This is a genomic window from Planomonospora sp. ID91781 (genome assembly GCF_015711595.1).
GTDB lineage: Bacteria > Actinomycetota > Actinomycetes > Streptosporangiales > Streptosporangiaceae > Planomonospora > Planomonospora parontospora.
Genome location: NZ_JABTEY010000003.1, coordinates 120,402 through 146,483 on the forward strand (window position 1 = coordinate 120,402; position 26,082 = coordinate 146,483).

Genomic DNA, 26,082 nt, shown 5'->3' on the forward strand with positions numbered 1-26,082 from the left:
GTGATAACGACTGGGATAGCGGTAAGTGTCGCTGTTAACACGCTCCTTGCCATAGCCATGCTCTCTTTTGACGCATGGTCGCCACGTGCCGGAGTGGCGACGATCGCGGTTGTGGGAGCGTTCTTGTGGGTGCTGCGCACGCTGTATCGGGGCGACGGAGGCCTGCGGGCCGAACAGGGGGCGAGGTCAGGGTGAAGATCACTGTTGTTTGTCCGGGGGAGCTCGGCGAGCCGGAGATCAACCGGTGGCGTGAGATCCAGAAGGCCTCTCCGGCTCTCGACAATCCGTTCCTGTCCGTGGACTTCACGCTGGCCATGGGCCGGCTGCGCGACCGCGTCAGGGTCGCGGTCATCGAGGACGGCGGCACGGTCACGGGCTTCTTCCCCTACGAGCGGCACGCCTTCGGCGTCGGCAGGCCGCTGGGCGGCTTCCTCGTCACCTGCCACGGAGTGATCGCGACGCCGGAGTTCAAGATGGACGCGCGCGAGCTGCTCCGGGCCTGCAGGCTCTCGGTCATCGACTTCGACTACCTGGTCGCGGGCCAGCCCACGTTCTCCCCGTACGAGACGGACGTGCGCCCGGCCCCCGTCATGGACCTCGGCTCCGGGTTCGACGCCTACGTCGAGCAGATCCGCGCCGCCTCGCCGAAGAACTACAAGACCGTGCGGTACAAGGAACGCAAACTCGGCCGCGAGCACGGCGAGGTCAGGTTCGACTGGGAGTCCGCGGACCTCGGCGCGCTGCACACGCTCCTGCGCTGGAAGTCCGACCAGTACCAGCGGACCGGCCGGGTCGACCGCTTCGCCCAGCCCTGGATCATCCGGCTCGTCGAGGAGATGCACGCCGCCCGGTCCGACGACTTCGCCGGCGTCCTCACCATGGTCTACGCCGGGGACACCCCGGTCGCCGGTCACTTCGGCCTGCGCACCGCGCAGACCCTCGTCGGCTGGTTCCCCGCCTACGACACCGCCTACGCCCCCTACTCGCCCGGCATCATGCACCACCTGCACCTGGCCGAGCACGCCGCGCGCGCCGGCCTGCACCAGATCGACATGGGCAAGGGCGACCGCGAGTACAAGGACTGGCTGAAGACCGGCGTCCTGATGGTCGCCGAGGCCCGCGTCGCGCGCCCGTCCCCCACCACCGCCGTGCAGTGGGCGGGCAGGGTCCCCCTCAGCCGGCTGCGCACCGCCGTCGTGGACGACCCGCGTCTCTTCAAGGCAGCCGACCGCCTGCTCAAGGCCTACGGGCAGGCAAAATCACGCCTCCGACCGCGTTTCCGCTCGCACCAGTCAACGCGGACACGGTAACCATTCCCTTCACGGCCATTCGATTCCCGATGTGACACCTCTCTCGCTCTCAGTCGCGCTCGTCCTCGTCTCGTGCCGGGAACCGAGCGCGCGGAAGGACCATCCGTCATCATGAACCACGAAACGATCAGAGCCAACGGCAAGCAGAGCGGCACGCTCCGCTCCATCCCGCCCCTCGAGCGGTTCACCCCGCTCACTCCCCACATGGCCATCTCGCCCACCGTGAGCGTCGTCGTGCCCGCGATGAACGAGGCGGAGAACCTCCCGCACGTCTTCGCCACGCTGCCGCAGTGGATCGACGAGATCATCCTGGTGGACGGCAACTCGGTGGACGACACCGTCGCCGTCGCCAAGAGGCTGCGGCCCAACGTCCGCGTGGTCACCCAGACCGGCAAGGGCAAGGGCGACGCGCTGGCCGCGGGCTTCGCCGCCTGCACCGGCGACATCATCGTGATGATCGACGCCGACGGGTCCACCGACGGCCGGGAGATCATCCAGTTCGTGAGCGCACTGGTGGCCGGCGCCGACTTCGTCAAGGGTTCGCGCTACGCCTCCGGCGGCGGCAGCGACGACCTCACCTTCACCCGCACGCTCGGCAACAAGGCGCTGACCGGTCTGGTGAACAGGATCTACGGGACCCAGTACAGCGACCTGTGCTACGGCTACAACGCCTTCTGGGCCCGCCACCTCGGCGTCCTCAACGTGGACTGCGCGGGCTTCGAGGTGGAGACCCTGATGAACATCAGGGCGGCCAAGGCCGGGCTGAAGATCCACGAGGTGCCCAGCCACGAGCGCTGCCGCATCCACGGGGAGAGCAACCTCCGTGCGGTCCGCGACGGCCTCCGGGTGCTCAGGACGATCATCAGGGAGTGGCGCGGCGGTTCCACCGCCAGAGTGCCCGAGCCGCGGACCGCCACCCCCGCCGCGGACCAGGGTGCCGCCTGACCATGAAGATCAGCGTCGTCATCTGCGTCTACACGGAAGACCGCTGGGAGGACATCCGGGAGGCCGTCGAATCGGTCGAACGGCAGCGGCGCAAGCCGTACGAGGTCATCCTGGTCGTCGATCACAACCCGGACCTGCACCTGCGGCTGAAGCAGGAGTACCCCGGCGCGATCGTGGTCGAGAACGCGCACGAGCAGGGGCTGTCCGGTGGCAAGAACACCGGCGCGGCGACCGCCTCGGGCGACGTCGTGGCGTACCTGGACGACGACGCGGTGGCGGAGCCCGGCTGGCTGGAGGCTTTGGAGGAGGGCTTCCAGGACCCGGCCGTCGTGGGGGTGGGCGGGTCGACCAGGCCGCTGTGGGCGGCGGGCCGTCGCCCGCGCTGGTTCCCACCGGAGTTCGACTGGACCGTGGGATGCACCTACGTGGGCATGCCCACGGTCCGCGCGCCGATCCGCAACGTGATGGGCGGCAACGCGGCCTTCCGCCGCGAGGTCGTGGGCGCGGCCGGCGGTTTCCACACCGGCATCGGCCGCAGCGTGCAGGGCCGCAGGAGCCGCCCGCTCGGCTGCGAGGAGACGGAGTTCTGCATCCGCCTCTCCCAGCGGTTCCCGGGAGCGGTGATGCTGTTCGAGCCGGCGGCGGTGATCGGGCACAAGGTCTCGGCGCAGCGGGAGCGGTTCGCCTACTTCAGGTCCCGCTGCTACGCCGAGGGCCTGTCCAAGGCCCTGGTCGCCTCCAGCGTCGGCACCCGGGACGGTCTCTCCAGCGAGAGGGCGTACGCGACCAGGACCCTGCCCGCCGGAGTGCTGCGCGGGATCGGCGCGGCGTTCCGGGGCGACCCGGCGGGCCTGTCCAGGGCCTTCGCCATCGTCGTCGGCCTGGCCTGGACCGGCTGGGGCTATGTGGTGGGCACGACACGTCTGAAGTCGAGGCGATCATGACACGCGTTCCGATCCTGATGTACCACGCGGTGAGCGAGCGGCCGACCGAGGAGACCCGGCCGCTCGCGGTCTCGCCGCAGCGCTTCGCCGAGCAGCTGGAGATGCTCCGGGAGCAGGGTTTCACCCCGATGACCATGTCCGACCTGGTCGCCGGGGTGAACCGGACCGGCCCGCTGCCGGACAGGCCGGTGGCGATCACCTTCGACGACGGCTACGCCGACTTCCACGACGAGGCGCTGCCGCTGCTCGCCCGGTACGGCTATCCCGCGACGGTCTTCGTGACCACCGGCTGGATCCGGGACGCCGGGGCGGAGTCCGCCGGACGGCCGCTGGGCCCCACCCTGGCCTGGAACCAGATCCGGGAGGCGGTCTCCTGCGGCATCGAGATCGGCGGGCACAGCCACAGCCACCCGCAGCTCGACCAGCTCCCCGGCCGGGAGCTCCGTGACGAGCTGCGCAGGAACAAGGCCCTGCTGGAGGACCACCTCGACCGCCCGGTGGCCACCATGGCCTATCCCTACGGTTACTCCAGCGCCCGGGTGCGCCGGGAGGTCCGCAGAGCGGGCTACTGGACCGCGTGCGCCGTGGCCAACGACGCCTTCTGCGAGGGCGACGAACTGCTGGCGCTGCCGCGGCTCACCGTCACCGAGCACACCTCGCCGATGAAGTTCGCCAAGGTGATCGCCGGGCAGGGCCTGCCGCTGCTCTACCTGCGCGAGCGGGCGCTCACCAAGGGATACGCGCTCGTGCGGCGCACCCGCTACGGGTTGCACCGGACCGGCGCCCTGCTGCGGGCCGGGACAGGTAATGGGCGGTGACTGAGACGAGTGCGCCGGCGGGGAGGACGGAGGGCGCGAAGCGGCGGCGAGGGTCGCTGGGCACCCTGCGGGACCGCCTCCCCAAGGACCTGAACGACCCCCTGCTCCGCAACGCCTACTCGCTGATCGTCAACGCCGGTGCGGCCGGCGCCCTCGGGCTGGCCTACTGGACGGTCGCCGCACGCTTCTACGGCGACGCCGACTACGGCCGCGGCTTCGCGCTGATCGCCGCCATGCGGCTGCTCGCGGCGCTCACCGCCTTCGGCTTCGTCGGCGCGCTCACCCGGTTCCTGCCCGAGGGCGGGCGGGCGACGGGCCGCCTGGTCGGCTGCACCTACCTGGTGGGCGGCGGCGCGGCCGCGGCCGCGACGGGGCTCTTCCTCGCCACGCTCCCTTCCTGGGGCGCCAACTTCGGCGGCCTGTCCGGGCTCGCGCCCGCGGCCTGGTTCCTGCTGGCCGTCGTCCTGTGGTGCGTGTTCACGCTCCAGGACGTGGTGCTCACCGCGCTGGGCAAGGCGCCCTGGGTGCCGCTGATCGGGGTGGCCGTCGGGGTGGCGAAGCTCGGACTGCTGATCGTGCTGGCCCCGTCCTTCCCCGCCTCGGGGATCTTCCTGGCCTGGACGATCCCGGTGGCCTTCACCGTCGTGCCGATCAGCATTGCGATCTTCACCAGGCTGGCGCCGCGGGCCGCCGCCCGCAGCGGTCACCGCCCGCCGCCCCCGATGCGCAGGATCGGCCGCTTCCTGGCCGGCGACTTCCCCGGCACGCTGCTCATCCTGGCCAGCGTCTACCTCGTGCCCGCCCTGGTGTCCGGGGGCGTGGACGCGCGCATGGCGGGTTACTACGGCGCGGCGGTGACCCTCGTCGGCGTCTTCGACATGCTCGCCCTCAACATGGCGATCTCCCTGACCATCGAGGGGGCCGGCGACCCGGCGGCGCTCGCGGGCAGGTGCAGGCTCGCCCTCCGGCGGACCATGATGCTCCTGGTCCCCGCGGTGACGGTGACGGCTCTGGCCGCCCCGCTCATCCTCCGGCTCGGCTGGGGGGAGTCCTACGCCGAGCACGGGGCGGACGTGCTCAGGCTGCTCGCGTTCGCCTCGATCCCGCACGCCGTCATCGAGATCTACCTGGGCGTGCTGCGCGCCCGCAGCCGCGTGCGGGCGCTGCTGCTGCTCCAGGCGCTGCTCTGCGTCCTGGTCGTGGGGCTGTCGTTCGTCTTCTTCCGCGCCCACGGCATCACCGGTGTGGGCCTCGGCACCCTCGCCGCCCAGGTGATCGTCGCCGCCGTCATCGCCCCCGGGCTGTTCCGGGTGCTGCGGACGGCCGGCGCACCGGGCACCGGACTCCCGCCGGACGCCGACCTCTCACCGGACAACGTCCCGACCCTGGTGATGATGACGGTCGACGCCCAGCCCACGGTCACCCGGCTCCGGGACGGATCCCCCTTCCCGGACGGCGGCCCCGCGCCACGGCCCCGGCACGCGCGGCCCGCGGCACCGGACCCGGGTGCGGGGCGCACCGCACCGGACCCGGGTGCGGGGCGCACCGCACCGGACCCGGGTGCGGGGCGCACCGCACCGGACCCGGGTGCGGGGCGCACCGGACCGCATCCCGGGCGCGCCGTACCGGCACCGCGCGCGCCCCGCCCGGTGCCGGGTCCGCGGACACGGCCCGCCGTGCCGTGGTGGGAGTGGACGCGCGCCCTGCTTCCGCCGCTGATCGCCGCCGAGGGCCTCGTGATCGTCGTGCTCACCGTGGCGGCGGGCGGGCGCTCGCCCGCCGTACCCGTGCCCGCGGTGACCCTGGCCGGCGCCGGGCTGGTGGCGATGGCGCTCCTGGCCGAACTCGTGATGCGCCACCGGACCTGGCTGCTGTGGGTGCAGCTGCTCACCGTGGCGCTGTGCCTGCACGGGACGGAGGCGCTGTCCGGCTCGACCGGCCGTGCCACCGCCGCCACCGCCGACGCAGTCGTGAGGGTGATGGCGACCGGCGAGGCCGGCCCCGGGGAGTGGCCGCTGGCCCTGCCCGCGTTCCTGGCCCGCGCGATGGGCCTGACCGACCCCACCCCGCTGCTCGTGTGGGCGCCGGTCGCCCTGGCCGTGGCGAGCCTGGCCCCCGCGCTGCTCGCCGCGCGGCTCGTGCACCACGACGAACGCGTCCGCTGGGCGCTGGCGCTCGCGGTGACGACGGTGCTCTGGCTCGCGCCCGCCGAGTCGGTCACGGCCTCCACCGCCTTCCTGCTCTGCCTGTGCGCGCTGGCCCTGGCGCCGGCCCGCGCGCCGCGCCGGACCGCTCCCGCGGCCGCCGAGGACGGGCGTCTGGAGACGGCGGCCTAGATGAGGACCACGACCGGCGACCCGCCCTCCGGCCCGGAGCCCGTCCCCGGGGGCCCGAGAGGGCCCGGGACCGCTCCGGCCTCCATGACCTCCCGAGTTCCCATGAGTTTCCCGAGTTCTAGGAAAGGACCTGCCGTGAACGACTGGCCGGCGATCACCGTGGTGATCCCGACCCGCAATCGCACCGGACTCCTCCAGGAGACGATCGACTCGATCCTCGGCCAGGACTATCCGGGCGACATCACCTGCGTCGCCGTCTTCGACCAGAGCCCCCCGGACGAGTCGTTCGCGACCTCCCGTCCCGGGCGGCGGGTCATGGTGACGCCCAACACGCGGCAGCCGGGGATCGCCGGCGCCCGCAACACCGGCGTGCTGCTCGACGACGGCGAACTGGTCGCCTTCTGCGACGACACCGACCTCTGGCTGCCGCACCGGCTCCGGTCCCAGGTGACGGCGCTCGGCGGCGGCCACTTCGCGACCTGCGGGATCGAGCTCTTCAACGACGAGGTGGCCTTCGCCAGGTCGGTGCCCACGCCGACGGTGACCCTGCAGGACCTGCTGCGCAAGCAGCTGCCCTCGATGCACCCCTCGACCTACCTGATGCGCCGCGACGCGCTCACCGGCGGCTTCGGCCTGGTCAGCGAGGAGCTGCCCGGCGGCTACGGCGAGGACTACGAGCTGCTGCTGCGGGCCGCCCGGTTCGGGCCGATCGTCAACGTGCCGGAGACGGGGGTCAGGGTCAGGCTGCACACGGCCTCGCACTTCTCCGTCGTCGAGTCCAGCGAGACGATCTCCACGGCGCTGCGCTGGATGCTGGAGCGCTATCCGGAGTTCACCGGGGCGCCGGGCGGCTACGCCCAGCTCGCCGGGAAGATCGCCTTCGCCGAGGCCGCGCTGGGCCGCTCCGCGCAGGCGCTGCGCTGGATCGGCAGGGCCGTACGGCGGCGCCCCTGGGAGCCGCGCGCCTACCTGGCGCTGGCCGTCACGGCGGGCATGCCCGCTCCGGCGATCGTGGGCCGCCTGCACCGGATGGGGCGCGGCATATGAAGATCGACGTCATCCGCCCCGGGGAGCTGGGCAAGGCCGAGATCGACGCGTGGCGCGAGATGCAGCACGCCACGCCGCGGCTGGGCAACCCCTTCCTCAGCCCGGAGTTCACGGTCGCGATGGGCGAGGTCTGCGCCGAGGCCCGGGTCGCGGTCGTCTCCGAGCAGGACGGGCCGGTCGGCTTCTTCCCGTTCGAGCGGCACCCCGGCGGCGTGGGCACCGCGCTGGGCGCCTGGGTCTCGCTCTGCCAGGGCGTGGTCCACGCGCCGGGCGCCGAGTTCGATGCCGAGGCCCTGCTGCGCGCCTGCGGGCTGCACGTGTGGGAGTTCGGCTGCATGGTCGACGGGCAGAAGTGGTTCCAGCCGTTCGAGGTGCTGCGCCAGGAGGCCGTGGTCCTCGACCTGGTGGACGGCTACGCCGCCTATCTCGACGGGCTGCGCGAGCGCTCCCCCAAGTTCCTCAAGTCCACCCTCTACAAGGAGCGCAAGCTCGGCCGCGACGCGGGCGAGCTGACCTTCGACTTCGCGGTCCGCGACGAGGAGCAGTTCCGGTTGCTGCGGAGTTGGAAGTCCGCGCAGTACCAGCGGATGGGCCGCCCCGACCGGTTCGGCAGGGCCTGGGTCGTGGAGCTCGCCGAGCGGCTGCACGCGATCGACACCCCCGACTTCGCCGGGCCGCTGTCCATGCTCTACTGCGACGGCAAACCGGTCGCGGGGCACTTCGGGCTGCGCTCGGACACGATCCTGATCGGCTGGTTCCCGGCCTACGACCCGGAGTTCGCCAAGTACTCCCCCGGCCTGATCCAGCACCTGAGGATGGCCGAGGCGGCCGCCGCCGCCGGGCTGCGCTCGATGGACCTGGGGATCGGGACCGGCTCGGAGTACAAGGACGCGCTGCGCAGCCGGGGCGAGCCGGTGAGCGAGGGGTGCGTGCGCCGCCGCTCGGCCGGCGCGGCGGCGTACTGGCTGCGCCGCACGCCGGTGCGCCGGGCCCGGCAGTTCATCCTGGACAGCCCCGCCCTGTACGGCGCGGCCGACCGGGCCATGAAGCGGTACGGGAACCTGCGGGCACGGTTGAAGACGCGATGAGCCGCACCCTCGAATCGATCATGAGTGAGCGGGTCGGGGCCGCGTGCCTGCACGTGCCCTCGGCCCGGTTCGGCCTCTACCTCGCCCTGCGGCACTGGTTCGGCGCCGGAGACCGGGTGCTGATCGCCCCGACCAACTGCGAGACCGTGCTGTTCATCGCGCTGGCCGCGGGCCTGCGGCCCGTCATGGCGCCCGTCTCGGCGGACGACGGCAACATCGACCCGGACCTGGTCGACTGGACCGGCCTGGCGGGCGTGCTCACCACCCACCTGTACGGCCAGCCCGACCGGGTGGTCCGGCTGCGCGCCGAGTGCGACCGCCGCGGCCTGGTCCTGATCGACGACGCCGCGCACGCCATGCTCACCACGGTGGACGGCCGACCGGCCGGCACGTTCGGCGCCGCCGGCGTGTTCAGCCTGGCCAAGCACGGCAGGGCCATGTCCGGCGGGTTCCTCACCGTGGAGGACCCCGGCGAGCTGCCCGCCCTGACCCGCATGCGCGACGGGCTCCTGCTCGACGGCGGCCCGCGCGCGCAGGTCCTCGGCGCGCTCCGCCCGATGCTGCGGGAGACGGTCTACCGGACCGGGCTGGTCCGGCCGATGTGGCGGGCGCTCAAGGCGCTCGGCGTGATCGAGTGGACGGGCCACCGCTGCGCTCCGCGCGAGGAGGAGCTGCTCGCGGCTTTGGAGGCGGTGGGGGACCCGGAGGCGCCGGGCGGGCTCGACGGGCTCGGCCACTGGCTCCGGATCGACCTGGACGACTGGCGGATGCGGCAGGGCGGGCTGCTCCGGGCCTACCAGCGCTCCCGCTTCCGGGTGGTCGACCGGGAGCGCGAGCGCCGGCTGGCCGGGGTGGAGCTGCTGCGCGGGCTGCCGTGGGCCGCGCGGGGCGTGGCCGGGTCGCCGCCGGCGCCGCTGCTCCGGGTGCCGCTGGTGGTCGAGGACCGCGACGGGGTCGTCGCCGCGCTGGAGCGGCACGGCGTGGTCCCGGGGTTCGTCTACGACCCGCCGCTGGACGACTATCTCGGCCTCGTGCCCGCCGGGCCGACCCCGGAGGCCGCGCGCTGGTGGACGCGGCACGTGCTCCCGGTGGACCCGTTGCGCGCGCGGCGCGTCGCCGTACTGCTGGACCGGCTGGGGGTGCGGCCGGCCGGCCCGCCCCCGCCCCGCTCTCCGGGCCCGCCCCCGGCTCCGTCCGCCCCCGCGGCCTCGACGGAGGAGACGGGCGCCCGGACGTGAACACCGAAGACAGCGCAGCGTGACCTTACGCTCACCATAGCCCACCCCCTTCATGATCCATGAGAGCTGATGAGTCAAGCAGAGCGCCCGGAGAGTGATCACCCCATGTCGGCTTCAGCCGGTCCGCTGGACCCACGCGTTCGGAGGACCACATGACCATGCCCGGCAGGGGGAGGCACGCCCGCCGCGACCGGGGGCTGCCCCCTTCCAAGTGGATTCCGATCTCGCTGGTGGCGGCCCTGGTGGCCGCCCTGGCCGTCACCGCCGTGGTCTACATGTACGCCTCCCCCGTCGAACGCAGTGCCGCGCCGCCCCCGCCGACCGTGCCGGGGGTCCGGCCGACCCCCACCTCCTGCGTGCCGACCTCCGACCTGGTGCCGCCGTGCGGGGCCTGGTGGGGGATGCACGTCCCGCCGGACCGGGAGCGCGGGCTGGTGGCCGACGTGACGGCGATGGAGTCGCAGATCGGCCGGAAACTCGACATCACCATCAGTTACCACGACATGTCCGAGACCGACGCGGGCCGCTTCTTCCGGGACGACGAGAGCGACCTCGCCGAGGAGCGCGTGCTGTTCCTCGGCTGGGAGTCGACGATCTGGGCCGGGAACGTGGACATCCCCTGGCACGCCATCGCGCGCGGGGAGCTCGACCGGGTCATCGACGCCCAGGCCGAGCGGGTCAAGGAGTACGGCAAGCCCGTTCTGATCGGCTTCGACGGGGAGAAGGACCGCGAGGAGAGCGGCCAGACCCCCGAGGAGTACATCGCGGCCTACAAGCGCATCGTCGACCGCTTCCGGCAGGCGGGCGCGGACAACGCGCTCTGGGTCTGGGGCGTCACCGGCTACTACCCGTTCCGCGACCGCTGGAAGCCGTACTACCCGGGCGACGACTACGTCGACTGGATCAGCTACGACCCCTACAACTTCGCCACCTGCCGCGGCGCGAAGTGGCAGAGCTTCGAGGAGACCGTGCAGCCCACCTACGAGTGGTTCCAGCAGAACGGCTTCGCCCACAAGCCGCTGATGCTGGCCGAGTACGGGACGGAGAGCGACTCCGCCGACCCCTCCGCGCGGGCCGACTGGTACCGCGGCATCCCGGCTGCGATGAAGCGGATGCCCAACCTCAAGGCGATCATCCAGTGGAACAACACCGACGCCGACGACTGCGACTTCTCGCTCACCGGTCCCGGCGTCCTGGAGGCGTTCGCGGAGGCGGGCAAGGATCCCTACTTCCGGCAGCCCCTCCCCTGACGGAGGGGCCGCGGAGCCGGGGCCGCGGAGCCGGACGCGCCCGGCGGAAGACGCGCGGCGGCACGGACGGACCAGGTCAAGGCCCTCTGTGGCCGTACGGCGGTGATACGGCGAAAGCGAAGCGACGCGGAGTAAAGTCGGCAACGATTAGCTCCCGTCGACTACCCAGGGAAGGGTGCGTGTGGAGGGCAAGCAGGCTGAAGAGGTGATCGACGAGGTGATCACCCGACCGATGAGGCGCCCGGCCTCCACCGCGGTCGAGCCCTCCGAGCCCTCCGAGCCCGGCGAGCCCGGAGCCGGGCCCGCGGCCGGGTCCACGGGTGAGCCCGCGGCCGAGTCCGTGACCGGACCCGCGGCCGAGCCCGGCGGGAGCCCGGCTGGGAGCGCACCTGACGGGAGGGCCCGGGATGACGGGCCCGCCGCGGAGCGCGGAACCGGACCCGACGACTCCGGCGGACTCGGCGTCTCCGGCGTCTCCGGCGTCTCCGGCGTCTCCGGCGTCTCCGGCGTCTCCGGCGTCTCCGGCGTCTCCGGCGGGGAGGACGTCCCGGAGACCGCGGACGAGGTCTCCGGGGACGGGATCTCCAGGGACGGGATCTCCGCGGAGACGATCACCGTCGCGCCGATCGGGCGGGGCGGCGTGAGCGACGGCGCGCCCACCGTCGCCTGGCGGGTGCCGGTCCCGAAGATCCCGGCCGCCCGCGGGGAGCCGGAGCTGGAGAAGACCGCGCCCGAGCAGGAGGAGACCCCGCCCGATGAGACGGTCGTCCCGTCGCTGTCGGTCGTCGTCGTCGCGGGCCCCGCGCAGTCGCGGTTCCGCCTGGCCGTGACGGTCAAGGCGCTGCGGGCCCAGGAGCCGGCCCCCGAGGAGATCGTCCTGGTCGTGGACCGCTCCCCCGAGCTGGCCGAGTGGGCCGAGGCCGAACTCTGCGGGACCGACGGGGCCGGGGAGATCACCGTGGTGCGGGAGCAGGAGGCCGCCGGCGCCGCCTCCGCCCGCAACCTGGGGCTGGCCCGCGTCCGGGGGGACGTCGTCGCCTTCCTCGACGGCGACTCCGCTCCCGAACCGGGTTGGTCGGCGGCGCTGCTGGAGCCGTACGCCGACCACGACGTGGTCGCGGTCCGCGGCCGGGTGGCGCTGCGCTGGAGCTCGGGCAGGCCCGACTGGTTCCCCGCCGAATTGGCCTGGGTGCTGGGGGTGCCGTTCACGGGTTCCCGCATCCAGCCGGACCGCGTCGACGACCTGTACGGCGGTGCCCTGTCGTTCCGCCGGGAGGCGCTGGCCGAGGCCGGCGGGTTCCCCGAGGAGCCCGACCAGCGCCCCGAGGAGATCTCCGCCGAGCCCGCGGGCGGTGTGAAGACCGAGCTCCGCTCCCGCCTGCTCGACCTGCGGCCCGGCGCGAAGCTGCTCCACGAGCCTTCGGCGGTGGTACGGCTGGACGTGCCCGAGCGGCGCTCCCGCCTGGCCTACTTCCTGGCCCGGTGCACCGCCGAGGGCCGGTCGCAGGCGGACGTGGGGCGTCGCACCAACGGGTGGGAAGGGCTCCTGGCCCACCTGGCACCGGTCCGGAACGGCCTGCCCCGGGCGGTGTTCCGCGCGGTCACCTTCACCGGGCCGGCGGACATCAAGGGGTGGAAGGCCCTGCTCGTGATGCTCCTGGGCATGGCGGCGGCCAACGTCGGCTACGTGAGCGGGAGGCTGCGCACGACGCGGGCCGACGGGACCCCTCGGGAGACGGGCCAGTGGACGTGGTTCCTCTCCCGGACGGCGCTGCCGGTCGCCACCGTGCTGTGGGGGCTCTCCCTGCGCGAGGTCGACCTCGACCGGATGACCGACCTGGGACTGATCACCGTCCTGCCCGTCCTGTTCTGGATCGCGGTCGCGGTCATGATCATCGGGTTCGTCGCGCTGCTCGGCGACCGGAAGGCCCTGGAGCTCTGGCACGCGGGCTACACCCTGGTGCTGATCGCGGTCCTGCACGCGACCCCCGCGCTGCTCTACCCCTCGCTGCGCTACTCCTGGGCGTGGAAGCACGTCTCCGTCATCGACTACCTGATCCGGCACGGCGCCACGGACCCGGAGCTCAGCCCGCTGGCCGCCTACCACCAGTGGCCGGGCTTCTTCTCGTTCTTCGCGATGATGACGGAGGCCGCCGGGCTGCCGGACGCCCTCGGCATCGCCGCGTGGGGGCCCGCCGTCTTCAACACCGCGATGCTGCTCCCGCTGCTGCTGCTGTTCCGCACGGTGACGCGCAACCGGCAGCTGGTGTGGGGCGCGGTCTGGGTCTACTTCTCCTGCTCCTGGGTGGGCCAGGACTACTTCTCGCCGCAGGCCACCACCCTGGTCCTCTACCTGACCGTGCTGGTCGTCGTGGTGCGGCGCTTCCGGCGCGGGCCGATCAGGGCGGGCGACGACCCCGAGGGGCTGGGTGCGGAGCCCCCGCCCGTCTCCGGAACGCGCAGGCGCCTGGTCTGGACGATCCTGCTGGCCCTCCCGATCGTGGCGATCGCCTCCTCCCACCAGCTGACGCCGCTCATGCTGGTGGCCGGGCTGGCCGCCCTGTCCGTACTGCGGCGCCACCGCAACCTGGGCATCCTGCTGTTCACCGGGTTCACCGTGCTGGTGTGGGACGCCGTGGCCGCCTGGCAGCTCCTGGAGGCCCGGTTCAGCGACATCGTGGAGTCGCTCGGCGACGCCGGCGGCAACCTGGACGACGGCCTCCTCTCCCTCGGCACCGCCGCCCCCGGACAGGTGATCGTCGCCTACGCCGACCGCGCGCTCTCCGCGGGGCTGTGGCTGCTCGCCGCCGGCGGCGCCCTGCTGCGCCGCCGCTGGCTCAGGCGGCCGGGCCTGCCCCTGCTGGTGATCGGGCTCAGCCCGCTGCTGTTCCTCGCCGCGGGGAGCTACGGCGGGGAGATCATGTTCCGCATCTACCTGTTCACGCTCCCGCTCAGCGCGTTCCTGGCCGCCGCGCTGTTCCTGCCCGCCCGCCGGGCCTTCGTCCGCGTCCTGATCCTGCCGCTGGTCCTCATGCTCATGGTCACGGGCTTCTTCTTCGGCAACTACGGCAAGGAGCAGTCCAACTACTTCACCCAGGACGAGGTCCGGCTCGTGCGCGCGGTGCACCGCGCGGCGCCGGAGGGGTCGCTCATCGTGGCGCCCACGTTCTTCCTGCCCGCCGCCTACGACTACTACGAGCGCTACCAGCACAGCTGGCTGGACGAGCTGCCCCGCTCGCGCGACGCCGCCCCCGGGATGCCGAAGTACGTGCCCACCCGGGTGGAGCTGGTGCAGGACCCGGTGCCGTCGCTCATCGGCCTCATGTCGAGCGTGCCGCCGGACGGCAAGGCCTACCTGGTGCTCAACCGCGCGCAGAAGGCCGCCATCGAGACGGCGGGCATCTTCCCGAAGGGCACGATCGACCGGCTGCGCCGGGGGGTCGAGGCGTCCGACCGGTTCCGGGTGCTCGTCCGCAACTCCGGGGGCGCCGTCTACGAACTGATTCCGAAGAGAGCGGCGGCGACCCCGTGACGGCGGGGCTCCGCGCTGGAGGCAACCGATGAACACCATACGCTGGCCGCTCCTGCTGCTCGCCTCCTCCGGCTGGCTGGCCCTGCTCACGACCGAGACTCCCGGCGGCGCTCCGCTGCGCGTCACCGTCACGGTGGTCTTCCTGCTCACCTGTCCGGGAGCCGCCGTGCTGGCGCTGTTCCGGCCGCTGCTGGCCCCGCGCGACCACACCGGGGACGCCATGGAGAGCATCGCGCTCACGGTGGCGCTCAGCGTCGCGCTGGGCATCCTGGTCAGCGAGGCGTTCTTCATGACGGGCGCGTTCACGGTGTACCGGGTGCTGACGGCGCTGGCCACCATCACCTCGCTCGCCGCCCTCGGCGTGCCGCTCACCGCGTACCGGGCCCGCCGGCGCGCGGCGCGCTCGCCGGAGGCCGCCTGAGACCGTCCGGCGCCGCGCCCCGCCCGGCACCGCCCCGGGGTCCGCGCCGTACGCGCCCCGCCCCGCCCCGGGTCCGCGCCGCCGTACCCCGTCCCGGACCGCCGCCCCGGGGTCCGCGCGGCGTGCGTACGGAGGGTCAGGCCGGGCGCTCGTCCAGCGCCCGGTGGGCCCGCGCGACCAGGACGGGGACGGAGGCGCCCAGGTCGCCGAAGCCCTCGCCGACCGTCTTGCCCTGGACGAAGCGCGCGTGGATGCCCTCCAGGATCACGGCGAGCTTGAAGTTGCCGAAGGCCAGATAGAAGTCCAGGTCGCTCAGGTCGGCCCCGGACACCTTCGCGTAGTGGGCAGCGAACCCCTTCGCGTCCAGGAAGCCGGGGGTGAGCGTGACGTCGCCCGCCACCGGGACGGAGGAGCGCGCGGCGTCACCGGGGTCGTGCCAGTAGGTCAGGGTGAGGCCGAGGTCGGCGACGGGGTCGCCCAGGGTGGACATCTCCCAGTCGACCACGGCCCGGATCTGCGGGTCCGCGCCGGGTGCCAGCCGTACCAGCGTGTTGTCCAGGCGGTAGTCGCCGTGCACGAGAGCGGCGGACGGCCGGTCGGGGAGGCGTTCGCGCAGGCGGGCGACGAGCTCGTCGTACTCGGGGAGCTCACGGGTCTTCGAGCGCTCCCACTGCTGTCCCCAGCGCTCCAGCTGGCGCGCCAGGTAGCCCTCCGGTCGGCCGAAGCCGCCCAGGCCGACCGCCTCGTAGTCGACGGCGTGGATCGCGGCGAGCACCTCGGCGAGCCGCTCCGACAGCGCCCTGGCCCGGGCCGGCGCCAGGTCGGCCTGACCGCGGGAGCGCAGGGCCTCGCCCTCGACGTGGGCCATCAGGTAGAAGGGGGCGCCGATCACGTCCTCGTCGGCGCAGAGGGCGACCGGCTCGGGCACCGGCACGGGGGTCGGCGCGAGCGCGGAGACGACCCGCCACTCCCTGCGCATGTCGTGGGCCGTGGGCAGGACGTGGCCGAGGGGCGGGCGGCGCAGGACCAGCCTGCGGCCCGGCGTCTCGACCCGGTACGTCAGGTTGGACCGGCCTCCCGAGATCAGCGCGATCTCGGTGGGCTCCCCCGCGTCGGGGACGTGGCGGGCCATCCACGCGACCAGGCGGGTCCGGTCGATGCCAGGGATGCTCATGGCCCACTATTAGAACGTTATTCTGCACCGTCCGCCAGTCCCGGCCCCAGCAACCGGGCCAGGATCGCGGCCCCGGCCCGCACCTGGGCGAGCGAGGCGGAGCCGTAACCGATCACCAGGCCGTGCCGGCCGGGCGGCCCGTGGTGGTGGCGGTCGGTGGTGTCGAGCAGGACGCCGCGGGCGCGGGCCGCCTCAACGAGGGGACCGACCCGGTGCTCCGGGAGCCCGACCATGACGTGCAGGCCCGCGGTGTCCCCCGTCACCCGGGAGCCGAGCGCCGCCACGAGCGCGGCCCGCCGCCGGGCGTACTCCAGCCGCATGCGGCGCAGGTGCCGGTCCAGGTCGCCCCGCTCCAGCAGTACGGCCACCGCCTGCTGGGCCGGGCCCCCGGTGCGGTCGGTCAGGTCCTCGCGGGTCCGGGCGACGGCGTCGAGCAGGCCGGGGGAGGCGACCAGCCAGCCGACCCCGATGTCCGGGGACAGGGACTTCGACAGGGTGCCGAGCAGCACCACCTGATCGGGGTCGAGGCCGTACAGGGCGGGCAGCGGGGCGACGTCGTAGCGGAACTCGGCGTCGTAGTCGTCCTCCACGACGAACGCGCCGCTGCGGCGGGCCCAGGCGAGCAGGCGCTCCCGGCGCGCGATGGGCAGGCGCCCGCCGAGCGGGTACTGGTGGGCGGGCGTGGTGTACAGCAGGCCGAGGTCCTCCGGCAGCCCGTCGACGAGCACCCCGTCGGCGTCCACCGGGCAGGGGACGATCTCGGCGCCCCGCGCCCGGAGGATCGTCCGCGCCCTGCGCCAGCCGGGGTCCTCGACGCCCGCCCGGTCGCCGGGGCGCAGGACGGTGGCCGCGAGCAGGTCGAGGCCGTTGCCGGTGCCGCGGGTGACCATGACGTTCTCCGGGCCCGCCGGGACGCCCCTGGTCCTGCGCAGGTGCACGGCCAGCGCCTCCCGCAGCCGCGGCAGGCCGTAGGGGTCGGGGTCGTCCCCCGGCGGCAGGTCGGCGGCCTGCCGCCACGCCCGCCGCCACGCCGCCTCGTCGTAGTCCCGCACCCACGGCCGTCCCGGCCGCAGATCGATCAGGGGCCCGCCGTCCGGAGCCGTCGCCGCGCCCGCGCGGCGCGTCACGGGCCTCCCCCGCGTCGCACCGGCCGGCTCCGCCGCGGGGCCCCCGGGTACGGCGGGCGCGGCGGACGACCCGCCCGGGACCGCGGCGGGGGCGGTTCCCGAGGTGCGGGCCGCCCCGGAGCCGTGCATGGGACCGGAGCCGTGCGCGGGACCGTGCCAGGAGAGGTCGAGGTCGGCCACGTAGGTGCCGGAGCCGTGGCGGCCCTCGATCCAGCCCTCGGCGTAGAGCTGCTGGTAGGCCTCGGTGACGACGGTGCGGCTGACGGCGAGCTGGCGGGCCAGCGCGCGGGTCGAGGGCAGCCGCTCACCGGGCTTGAGGGTCCCGCCGCGGATGGCGGCGCGCAACCGGTCGCCGAGCTGGACGGTGAGGGAAACCGGGGCGGCGCGGTCCACCGCGAGGGGCAGGTCGACGGGGATGGGGGGCAAAGTGGTCTCCCGGATCAGACGGGAAGTGGACGTGTTCCCGGTGTCCACTCCCTGTCTAGGTTAGGACCATGTCCTCACCCTCCTCGCCGCCCGCCCCGTCCTCACCCTCCTCGCCGCCCGCTCCATCCTCACCCTCCTCGCCCTCCGCCCCGTCCTCACCCTCCTCAGCGCTCTCGCCGCCCTCCGCCCCGTCCTCGGCGTCCTCGCCGCCCGCACCGTCCGTCCCGCCGCTCTCGGCGACCCCCCGCACCGTCCTCGGCCGTTCGCGGGAGCGGGCCCGCACCGACCGCGCCGACCTGTACGCCGTGCTGGACGCCGGGCTCATCTGCCACCTGGGCGTGGTGGCCCGTGGCGTCCCGATGGTGGTGCCCACCGGCTACGGCCGCATCGGCGACACCCTCTACCTGCACGGTTCCACCGGCGCCACCTCCCTGCGGGCCGGCGGAGGCGGAGGCGAGGTCTGCGTCACCGTCACCCACCTGGACGGCATCGTGCTGGCCCGGTCGGCCTTCCACCACTCCGTCAACTACCGCTCGGCCATGGTCTACGGCACCCCCCGCCTCGTGACCGACCCCGACGAGCACCTGGCCGGGCTGCGCGCGATCACCGAGCAGCTCGCTCCCGGCCAGTGGGACGCCGTGCGCCCGCCGACCCGCAAGGAGCTCGCCGCGACGGCCGTGCTCGCCCTCTCCCTCGCCGAGGCCTCGGTGAAGATCCGGCAGGGGCCGCCGGTCGACGACGAGGAGGACTACGGGCTGCCGATCTGGGCCGGGGTCCTGCCGCTCCGCACGACGTGGGGCGAGCCCGAGCCGGACCCCGCCCTGACGGCGGACCTGCCCGTACCCGGACATATCGCCTCGCGAAACATAACCATCGGGTAAGGCTGTTCCGGCAAACCGGATACCCGGCCCAGACGTCTCATCAGAGGATCATCGAAGGAGCCTCACCCCGAACCCACTGGAGAGCGTCATGGCCGCCGGCGGATGGAGCGTGCCCGGCTACACCGAGCTGCGCGAGCTCGGCGCGGGCGGTGGAGGCCGGGTGGTGCTCGCCCGGCACGACGAGTCGGGCGTGCACGTCGCGATCAAGTACCTGTCGGAGTCCCTCCGGGACGACCCCGGCTTCCTCGCCCGGTTCCGCGACGAGGCGCGGCTCCTGGTGGAGCTGGCCGACCCCAACGTGACCCGGCTCTACGAGTACGTCGAGGAGGCCGGGAACGCCGCGATCGTGATGGAGGCCGTCGACGCGGTCTCCCTGCGCGAGCTGCTGCGCGAGCACGGCGCGACCGGCCCCGAGGCCGCCCTCGTCGTGCTCAAGGGCTCGCTGCTGGGACTGGCCGCGGCGCACGGGAGCGGCTTGGTGCACCGGGACTACAAGCCGGAGAACGTCCTCGTCCAGGCGGACGGCGCCAGCAAGCTGGTGGACTTCGGCATCGCCGTGCGCGCCGGGCAGGCGGACGCTCCCGCGGGAACGCCGCCGTACATGGCGCCCGAGCAGTGGACCGGCGCGCCCGCCTCGCCCGCCACCGACGTCTACGCCGCCACCGTGGTGTTCTTCGAGTGCCTGACCGGGCGCCGGCCGTACCGGGCGGGTGACCGGGCCGTGCTGATGCACCAGCACGCGCACGCGCCGATCCCGGTGGAGGAGGTGCCCGGGCCCGTCCGGGACCTGGTCGCCCGGGGCATGGCCAAGGACCCGTGTGACCGGCCGGTCTCCTCCGCGGGGTTCGTGGCCGAACTGGAGGCCGTGGCGACGGCGGCGTACGGACCCGACTGGGAGGAGCGGGGACGGTCTCGGCTGGCCGCCCTGGCGGCGCTGCTCCCGCTGCTGTTCCGGCTCCGCGCGCCCGGCTCGGAGGGCGGGACCGCCCTGTTCCAGAGCACGCTGTTCCGCACCGTGCTGGGCGCGTTGCGCGGCAGGTCGGCGGGGGTCGCGGTCGGTGCCGGGCTGGTCCTGGCCGCCGGCGGCGTCAGCGTCTACGTGCTGGCCGCCGACCGGGCTCCGGAACCGCAGCGGATCGACGTCGTGGCCGCCGCGCCGCCGTCCGGCGCTCCGGGTTCACCCGGCCCGGAGAGCCTCTCCCCTCCCCCCACCTCCGGCGCCCCGACCGCCCCCGGGAGCCCTTCTGGAGAGCCCGCGACACCACCCGGCCTGACGACACCGCCCGGGACCGGGGAGCCGTCCTCCGCCGGACCGTCGAGCCCGCCCGCGGCCACCGCCCCCGCCGGCGGCCCCACGACCGCTCCCACGACCGCGCCGGCCCCGGGTCCCACCGCCACCGCCACTCTCAACCCGACCCCGACCCCGACCCCGACCCCGACCGCCACGCCCACGCCCACGCCGACCCTCACACCCACGCCGACCCCGACCGCCACGCCCACCGCGGCTCCGAGGCCGCTGGTCCGGCGGGTGGACGTGGCGCGGGCCGCACTCGACGCCAGGGGCGCGGCCGTCGCCTCGGTCACCGTGGGCGCCGCGAACACCCGGCAGGTGCGGCTGCGCGTCGCCTTCCGGGTGGGCCGGAGCGTCCAGCAGACGACGGTGGCCCTGGCCGGGGCGACGGACTACACCCGGACGGTCAGGTTCTCCTTCCCGAAGGTGCCCTGCGGGTCGGGATGGAGCGTCGTGGCGACCGGGCTGCCGTCGGGGCGTTCCGACAGCGCGAGCGGCAGGACCGCCCCGTGCGCCCGGCCCACCCCGACCGCCGAACCCACCCCGACGCGGCGGCCCACCACCGACCGCACGACGCCCACGGCTGACCGCACGACGCCCGGGACCACGCAGAAGCAGACGGCCAAGGCCACGGTGAAGCCCACGGTCCGGATCACGGTGAAGCCGACGCTCAAGGCGCCCACGACCCGGAAGCCGTCGCCTAAGCCGCCCGCGCCGGCCCGGACGGTCCCGCCCCGCACGAAGAGCACCGCGCCGTCCACGGAGGCCGGGACGGGGCCCGACCGGATCGGATGACCGCCGGTCACTCCACTCTTATGAGATGAATTCGTGATTTATCAGCGCAGCGCGCTGTTTGATGGCTAAGCTACGGTCCGTTCTTTTACGGGTGGGGGTCCCGGCAACGGAGGAGACCGTTATGTACGGCATGCCATCGGCTTGGCGTGTCCCTGGTTACACGGAGATCCGCGAGCTGGGCGCCGGCGCCGCCGGGCGCGTGGTGATGGCCCGGCACGACGCCGAGGGCACGCTGGTCGCGATCAAGTATCTGTCCGACGAGCTCCGCGGCGACGCGGGCTTCGCCGCGCGCTTCCGGCACGAGGCACGGCTGCTCCACCGGCTGAACGGCTCGCACGCCGTCCGGCTGTACGACTACGTGGAGACCAGCGAGGGCGCGGCCATCGTCATGGAGCTCGTGGACGGCGTGTCCCTGCGCGCCATCCTCCGCTCCGAGGGACCGACCGGTCCCGAGGCCGCGCTCGTGGTGCTCAGGGGCTCGCTGCTGGGCCTCGCCGCCGCGCACCGGGCGGGGATCGTGCACCGCGACTTCAAGCCCGAGAACGTCATGGTCGACGCCGGCGGGACGAGCAAGCTGGTCGACTTCGGCATCGCGCTCCCCACCGGCGACGGCGGCGCGCCCGCGGGAACGCCGCCGTACATGGCGCCCGAGCAGTGGGGCGGCGCGCCCGCCTCGCCCGCCACCGACGTCTACGCCGCCACCGTGGTGTTCTTCGAGTGCCTGACGGGCGCCCGGCCCTTCCGCGCGCAGACCGTCGCCGCACTGGCCCGGCAGCACCAGACCCTCGAGCCTCCCGTGGACGAGGTCCCGCCCGCCCTGCAGGGGCTGGTGGAACGCGGCCTGGCCAAGAACCCCGCCGACCGGCCGCCGACCGCCGCCGCCTTCGTCACCGAGCTGGAGGCGGTCGCCGTCGACGCCTACGGGCCGGACTGGCAGGAGCGCGGGCGCCGGCGCCTGTCCGGGCTCGCGGGGCTGCTGGCGAGCCTGTTCCCCGACCAGCCGGAGACCCCGGAGACCGGCACCTCCCTGGCGGAGACCGACCTCGGCGGCGGTGACGAGTCCCTGCTCGGCAGACTGGGCGTCAAGATCGCGATCGGCGTCGCGTGCATCGCGGTGATCACCGGGGTGGCCGTCGTGCTGGTCGGTTCCGGAGACGACCCCGTGCTGCAGTCGCAGAGCTCGGTCACCGCTCCGAGCGACTCCCCGTCCGACCCCGTCGAGTCCCCGGAGGAGGAGCCCGAGGAGCCGGCGGAGCCGGAGGAACCGGAGGACGGGCCCGAGGCGACGCCGACCCCCACCCCGGCCGGGACCACCGCTCCTCCGTCGGCCGCGCCCAGCACCGCCCCCGCCGCCCCCTCCTCGGCCGCACCCAGCCGCACCCCCTCCGTGACGCCCACCAGGAAGCCCGCACCGGCGACGACGAGACCGGCCGCCCCCGCCGAGGAGGAGCAGGACGAGGGCTCCGAGCCCGGCGGACCGGAATCCGTCTCCGCCGACAGACCGACGCGGACGCGGTCCGCGCCGCCGCCACCGGCGACGACCGCGCCGCCCCGGACCTCCGCCCCCTCCACCCCGCCCCCGGCCTCTTCGGAGCCGACGCCCAGCGAGGGCGGTTCCGCCCCGGTCACCGCCTCGCCCGTCGTGCTAGAGACGCCGCGCTGACCTTCCCCGTGCCCCGTCGCACGGCACCCGTCCCGGAACCGGTGACGGGTGCCGTGCGTTCCGTCCACACTGATGGGGGGCGGTGGGAGAACGGGACTGCATCGGAGACGACGGCGGAACGGAAACGATCTTGAGCGACGGGCAGATGGAACTCGCCGGACACCGGCTGACCGGCCGGACGTGGATCGGCGAACTGGGGACGTGGTACTCGGCGGTGGCCCCGGGCGGCCGGCCGGCGAGCGCGCTCAGGTTCGACGCCCGGCCGTTCACCGACCCGGCGGCACGGGACCGGCTGGTCGCGGCCGTGGTCGCCGACCGCAGGCTCCTCCAGGACGGTCTGACGGGGCTGGTCCCGGTCACCGATCTGATCACCGCGCGGGACGAGATCTGGCTGCTCACCGGGGAACCGGTCAGTCCGACCGTGACCGATCTGCTGACCCGGCCGCCCGGCGGTCCGCGGCCCGGCGCGAGCGAGGCGGCCACCGTACTGGCGGAGACCGCACAGACGCTGCTGGCCGTCCACACCGCGGGGCTGGCCCACGGCGCGGTGCATCCCGGCACCGTGGTGATCGCCCCGGGCGGATCGGTGCTGCTGGCCGAGCGCGGCCTGGCCGACGCCCTGCACGGGCGGCCCTCCGTCCCGGACAGGGACGTCGCGGCCTGGGCCTCGCTCGCCCGCGGTCTGGCGGCGAACTGGGCCGTGGACGCCCCCCGGGCGGCCGGATTGTTCGAGCGGGTCGCGGTGACCGCCACCACCCACGGCCTCGCGGCGGCCCGCGACGCCCTGCTCACCGGTCGTGACCTGCTCCCCTCGGGGTTCCCCGCCCGCGACCGGCTGACGGAGACCGCGCACCGGTGGTCCGTGCACGACGAGCCCACCCGGGCGGCGCATCCGGCTCCGGCTCCGGCCCCGCTCCAGGCCGGCCGGGACGAGGAGGAGGCCGTCACGCTGCTCCAGGTTCCGGAGGGTGGCGGCCGTACCGGAGCCGCCGTGCGGTTCGGTCCCGGAGTGCCGGCGGAGACGGCCGCCGCGCAGATCTGGCGGGAGGGAAAGAGCGGACAGGCCACCGTGCTCGGCTCCGGCGGGGAGCGGGCGCCCCGGCCGTCCCGGCCCTCCGCCCGGCGATACCGTACGGCGCTCTCCGCGGCGGTCCTCGCGCTGATGGTCGCGGGAGCGGTGGTGGTCTGGCTGCTGCGGGGCCCGTCCGTTCCCCTGGCGGTGACCGGGGTGGAGGTGCGGGCGCCGAAGCAGACGCAGCGGTGCGGCGAGACCATCACCGTCCGGGGCGTGCTCACCACGAACGGCTCCCCGGGAGAGGTCCGCTACCGGTGGAGGCAGAGCGACAAGAAGGACGAGCCGATCGAGCAGGCCCAGCGGGTGGCGGCCGGGAAGACCGAATACGTGGTTCCCATGCACTGGCGTGTGAAGGGCAAGGGGAGCTTCAGGGGAACGGCCACCCTGGAGGTCGTCTCGCCGGTTCCGGACGGTTCGAAGATCTCCGACAAGGCGAGCATCACCTACAGATGCTGACGGAGCATCCCAAGGTCCACAATGCACTGCATACCGGATTCTTACTACTCTGACCACTATGACCACGCAGACCCCCGCCGGCTGGTACCCCGATCCCTACGGTTCACCGCAGCTGCGGTGGTGGGACGGCAGCCAGTGGACCGACGCCACGCACCCGCTCGACTCGCCGCCCGCCGGGCAGGCCGGGCTCTCGGCGCCGCAGGGACCCCGTCAGGGACAGCCGGGAGCCCAGGGACACCCGGCGGGTCCGTCCCCGGAAGGGGCGGCGCAGAGCGGCATGACGGTTCAGATGGAGCAGCCCCAGTGGAGCTCCGCCCCCGATGCCACCCTCCGGATGCCCCCCGCGGAGCAGGAGGGCGCGGCGCCCGCCGCACCGTACGGAGGACCGGCGCCCGCCGCACCCTATGGCGCACCCGCCCCGGCCGGGCCCTACGGGGGACCCCCTCCCACCGGACCGTACGGCGCACCCGCTCCCGCCGGACCGTACGGCGCACCCGCTCCCGCCGGACCGTACGGCGCACCCGCTCCCGCCGGATCGTACGGCGCACCCGCCCCGGCCGGGCCCTACGGGGGACCCGCCGCACCCTACGGCGGAGGACCCGCCGCTCCGGCGGCCGGACCCTACGGCGGGCCCGGCGGGCCTTACGGCGCGCCTCCCGGACCGCAGCCGGGCGGGAAGAGCCCGTGGCCCTGGATCCTCGGCGGCGGCGGGGTGGTCGTCCTGATCATCGGGGTCGTGGTCGCCGCCATGTTCCTGATCGATGCGGACGGCAGGCCGGCCGCGAGCGGCTTCACCCCCCCGCCCGTGCCGACCGTGACGCAGGAGCCCACTCCCGAGTCGACGCCCGAGCCCTCGCCGACCCAGGAGAGTCCTTCCGGTGACATGCCCCAGCCGGAGAACGGGCGCATCACCGACCCTGTGACCGGTCTGTCCTACGAGTTCCCCGGCGACAAGTGGCAGGTGCCCACCGGAAACCCCTCGGGTGCGCTCGGCTTCACCTGGACCAGCGCGGTGGAGACCACGTCCCACGAGAACTACGACGGCCAGGGCCACAGTTGGCTCGGCACCATTTACAGCGCGGAACTTCCCGCCCGGTACGCCTACGACGGGCCGAAGAGCATGGACTCCGTCACGGCGCAGATCATGCTGGGGCTGGAGCCGATCTTCTACAGCCCCGAGCACCGGCGCGAGCCCGTCGATCGCAAGGCCATCAAGGTCAGCGGCAGGGACGCCTGGCTGGTCTCGTTCGACCTGGACTTCACCGAGCTCTCGGAGAAGAACGGGTGGAAGTGGAAGAAGGAGCGGGCCACCCTCGTGCTCGTGGACCGGGGGGAGGGCAAGCGCCCCGCGCTGCTGTACATGTCCATCCCGGACAACCTCGACACCTCGGTGACCGACCGGCTGCTCAAGTCGCTCGAACTCTCCTGACCCGGGGGCACTACGCTGAAGGTTATGAGTGACCTGCTGGTCTGGATCGACTGTGAGATGACCGGGCTCGACCTCGGCCGTGACGCCCTCGTCGAGGTGGCCTGCGTGGTCACCGACGGCGAGCTCAACCAGCTGGACGAGGGCGTCGACGTGGTCATCAAGCCCCCGCCCGAGTCGCTGGAGCAGATGTCGGAGGTGGTGCGGGAGATGCACACCGCCTCGGGCCTGCTGGACGTGCTGGGCGGGGGTGTCACGCTGGCCGAGGCCGAGGCGCTCGTCCTCGACTACATCAAGGGCCACGTGCCGGAGCCGAAGAAGGCACCGCTGTGCGGCAACTCCATCGCCACGGACAGATCCTTCATCGCGCGGGACATGCCCCTGGTGGACGCCTTCCTGCACTACCGGATGATCGACGTCTCCTCGGTGAAGGAGCTCGCCCGGCGGTGGTACCCGCGGGTCTACTTCGCCTCCCCGGAGAAGCAGGGCGGCCATCGGGCGCTGGCCGACATCGTCGAGAGCATCCGCGAGCTCCGCTACTACCGCGCGGCGGTCTTCGTGCCCCAGCCCGGGCCCGACTCCGCCACCGCCCGCGAACTCGCCGAGAGCGTCTCCACCCCGCCCTCCGCCTCCACCTGAGCCGCGGCGCGCAGCGTCGCCGTGAAACCCGCGAGGGGGCTCCGTCGTCTGGACTGAGGAGCGCGCGCAGCCCGCGAGGGGGCTCCGTCGTCTGGACTGAGGAGCGCGCGCAGCGAAGCGAGCACGCGACGAGGGAAGACGGCGGTTACCGGCCCCCGAGCCGCGACGCGCAGCGCCGCCGCAAAACAGGGTGCGTGACG

Annotated in this window: 19 protein-coding genes; 17 read left to right on the forward strand and 2 right to left on the reverse strand. The window is 73.9% G+C overall.

Features of this window, described 5'->3' with window-relative positions:
- Positions 1–191: 191 nt before the first annotated feature.
- The 11 genes from HS048_RS30890 to HS048_RS30940 all read left to right on the forward strand — a co-directional run bounded on the left by HS048_RS30890 (position 192) and on the right by HS048_RS30940 (position 14,929).
- The gene (locus HS048_RS30890; RefSeq protein ID WP_196469614.1) at positions 192–1,310 is read left to right on the forward strand and encodes a GNAT family N-acetyltransferase; all 1,119 of its coding nucleotides are present in this window, start codon (positions 192–194) and stop codon (positions 1,308–1,310) included.
- A gap of 111 nt (positions 1,311–1,421) precedes the next feature.
- Entirely contained in the window at positions 1,422–2,255 is an 834-nt protein-coding gene (locus HS048_RS30895; protein ID WP_068903387.1) for a glycosyltransferase family 2 protein, read from the forward strand.
- 2 nt (positions 2,256–2,257) lie between these two features.
- Entirely contained in the window at positions 2,258–3,199 is a 942-nt protein-coding gene (locus HS048_RS30900) for a glycosyltransferase family 2 protein (protein WP_196469615.1), read from the forward strand.
- On the forward strand, positions 3,196–4,017 hold the full coding sequence (locus HS048_RS30905; RefSeq protein WP_196469616.1) for a polysaccharide deacetylase family protein: 822 nt from the start codon (positions 3,196–3,198) through the stop codon (positions 4,015–4,017). The genes HS048_RS30900 and HS048_RS30905 overlap by 4 nt, the downstream gene beginning before the upstream one ends.
- A complete protein-coding gene (locus HS048_RS30910) occupies positions 4,014–6,353 on the forward strand; it encodes a lipopolysaccharide biosynthesis protein (protein ID WP_196469617.1) in 2,340 nt (779 codons plus the stop codon). The genes HS048_RS30905 and HS048_RS30910 overlap by 4 nt, the downstream gene beginning before the upstream one ends.
- A 135-nt stretch (positions 6,354–6,488) precedes the next feature.
- Positions 6,489–7,400 (forward strand): glycosyltransferase family A protein, encoded by a 912-nt coding sequence (locus tag HS048_RS30915; protein ID WP_068903378.1) that lies wholly within the window; start codon positions 6,489–6,491, stop codon positions 7,398–7,400.
- Positions 7,397–8,488: a GNAT family N-acetyltransferase gene (locus HS048_RS30920; protein ID WP_196469618.1), complete on the forward strand. Its 1,092-nt coding sequence runs from the start codon at positions 7,397–7,399 to the stop codon at positions 8,486–8,488. The genes HS048_RS30915 and HS048_RS30920 overlap by 4 nt, the downstream gene beginning before the upstream one ends.
- 20 nt (positions 8,489–8,508) lie before the next feature.
- Positions 8,509–9,726 (forward strand): DegT/DnrJ/EryC1/StrS family aminotransferase, encoded by a 1,218-nt coding sequence (locus tag HS048_RS30925; protein WP_068903502.1) that lies wholly within the window; start codon positions 8,509–8,511, stop codon positions 9,724–9,726.
- Between the two features lie 152 nt (positions 9,727–9,878).
- Complete coding sequence (locus HS048_RS30930; RefSeq protein ID WP_084009013.1) at positions 9,879–10,976, forward strand: glycoside hydrolase family 26 protein; 1,098 nt, start codon at positions 9,879–9,881, stop codon at positions 10,974–10,976.
- A gap of 181 nt (positions 10,977–11,157) precedes the next feature.
- Entirely contained in the window at positions 11,158–14,508 is a 3,351-nt protein-coding gene (locus HS048_RS30935; protein ID WP_196469619.1) for a glycosyltransferase, read from the forward strand.
- Positions 14,509–14,536: 28 nt separating this feature from the next.
- Positions 14,537–14,929 (forward strand): hypothetical protein, encoded by a 393-nt coding sequence (locus HS048_RS30940; protein WP_191893707.1) that lies wholly within the window; start codon positions 14,537–14,539, stop codon positions 14,927–14,929.
- A gap of 136 nt (positions 14,930–15,065) precedes the next feature.
- On the opposite strand, the gene HS048_RS30945 is transcribed toward HS048_RS30940, so the two are convergent.
- Both HS048_RS30945 and HS048_RS30950 read right to left on the reverse strand, forming a co-directional pair.
- Positions 15,066–16,103: a phosphotransferase family protein gene (locus HS048_RS30945; RefSeq protein WP_196469620.1), complete on the reverse strand. Its 1,038-nt coding sequence runs from the start codon at positions 16,101–16,103 to the stop codon at positions 15,066–15,068.
- 17 nt (positions 16,104–16,120) lie between these two features.
- A complete protein-coding gene (locus HS048_RS30950; RefSeq protein WP_196469621.1) occupies positions 16,121–17,656 on the reverse strand; it encodes a PLP-dependent aminotransferase family protein in 1,536 nt (511 codons plus the stop codon).
- A 68-nt stretch (positions 17,657–17,724) separates the two neighbouring features.
- Here HS048_RS30950 and HS048_RS30955 point away from each other — a divergent pair, with 68 nt between their 5' ends.
- The 6 genes from HS048_RS30955 to orn all read left to right on the forward strand — a co-directional run bounded on the left by HS048_RS30955 (position 17,725) and on the right by orn (position 25,882).
- On the forward strand, positions 17,725–18,537 hold the full coding sequence (locus HS048_RS30955; protein WP_230882385.1) for a pyridoxamine 5'-phosphate oxidase family protein: 813 nt from the start codon (positions 17,725–17,727) through the stop codon (positions 18,535–18,537).
- Between the two features lie 88 nt (positions 18,538–18,625).
- Entirely contained in the window at positions 18,626–20,623 is a 1,998-nt protein-coding gene (locus HS048_RS30960; RefSeq protein ID WP_196469622.1) for a serine/threonine-protein kinase, read from the forward strand.
- A 121-nt stretch (positions 20,624–20,744) separates the two neighbouring features.
- Positions 20,745–22,286: a serine/threonine-protein kinase gene (locus HS048_RS30965; protein WP_196469623.1), complete on the forward strand. Its 1,542-nt coding sequence runs from the start codon at positions 20,745–20,747 to the stop codon at positions 22,284–22,286.
- A 130-nt stretch (positions 22,287–22,416) separates the two neighbouring features.
- Positions 22,417–23,817 (forward strand): hypothetical protein, encoded by a 1,401-nt coding sequence (locus tag HS048_RS30970; RefSeq protein ID WP_196469624.1) that lies wholly within the window; start codon positions 22,417–22,419, stop codon positions 23,815–23,817.
- A 58-nt stretch (positions 23,818–23,875) separates the two neighbouring features.
- Positions 23,876–25,246 carry a DUF2510 domain-containing protein gene (locus HS048_RS30975; RefSeq protein ID WP_196469625.1) on the forward strand — a complete coding sequence of 457 codons (1,371 nt, stop codon included), beginning with the start codon at positions 23,876–23,878 and terminating at the stop codon, positions 25,244–25,246.
- A 24-nt stretch (positions 25,247–25,270) separates the two neighbouring features.
- The gene (gene orn / locus HS048_RS30980) at positions 25,271–25,882 is read left to right on the forward strand and encodes an oligoribonuclease (RefSeq protein ID WP_196469626.1); all 612 of its coding nucleotides are present in this window, start codon (positions 25,271–25,273) and stop codon (positions 25,880–25,882) included.
- Positions 25,883–26,082 lie beyond the last annotated feature (200 nt).

Bases quoted from the DNA above. Each gene is read 5' to 3' on its own strand.
- HS048_RS30940 (WP_191893707.1), top strand. From the start codon at position 14,537: ATGAACACCATACGCTGGCCGCTCCTGCTGCTCGCCTCCTCCGGCTGG.
- orn (WP_196469626.1), top strand. From the start codon at position 25,271: ATGAGTGACCTGCTGGTCTGGATCGACTGTGAGATGACCGGGCTCGAC.
- HS048_RS30955 (WP_230882385.1), top strand. From the start codon at position 17,725: ATGTCCTCACCCTCCTCGCCGCCCGCCCCGTCCTCACCCTCCTCGCCG.
- HS048_RS30895 (WP_068903387.1), top strand. From the start codon at position 1,422: ATGAACCACGAAACGATCAGAGCCAACGGCAAGCAGAGCGGCACGCTC.
- HS048_RS30900 (WP_196469615.1), top strand. From the start codon at position 2,258: ATGAAGATCAGCGTCGTCATCTGCGTCTACACGGAAGACCGCTGGGAG.
- HS048_RS30965 (WP_196469623.1), top strand. From the start codon at position 20,745: ATGTACGGCATGCCATCGGCTTGGCGTGTCCCTGGTTACACGGAGATC.
- HS048_RS30925 (WP_068903502.1), top strand. From the start codon at position 8,509: ATGAGTGAGCGGGTCGGGGCCGCGTGCCTGCACGTGCCCTCGGCCCGG.
- HS048_RS30905 (WP_196469616.1), top strand. From the start codon at position 3,196: ATGACACGCGTTCCGATCCTGATGTACCACGCGGTGAGCGAGCGGCCG.
- HS048_RS30945 (WP_196469620.1), bottom strand. From the start codon at position 16,103: ATGAGCATCCCTGGCATCGACCGGACCCGCCTGGTCGCGTGGATGGCC.
- HS048_RS30960 (WP_196469622.1), top strand. From the start codon at position 18,626: ATGGCCGCCGGCGGATGGAGCGTGCCCGGCTACACCGAGCTGCGCGAG.
- HS048_RS30930 (WP_084009013.1), top strand. From the start codon at position 9,879: ATGACCATGCCCGGCAGGGGGAGGCACGCCCGCCGCGACCGGGGGCTG.
- HS048_RS30920 (WP_196469618.1), top strand. From the start codon at position 7,397: ATGAAGATCGACGTCATCCGCCCCGGGGAGCTGGGCAAGGCCGAGATC.
- HS048_RS30975 (WP_196469625.1), top strand. From the start codon at position 23,876: ATGACCACGCAGACCCCCGCCGGCTGGTACCCCGATCCCTACGGTTCA.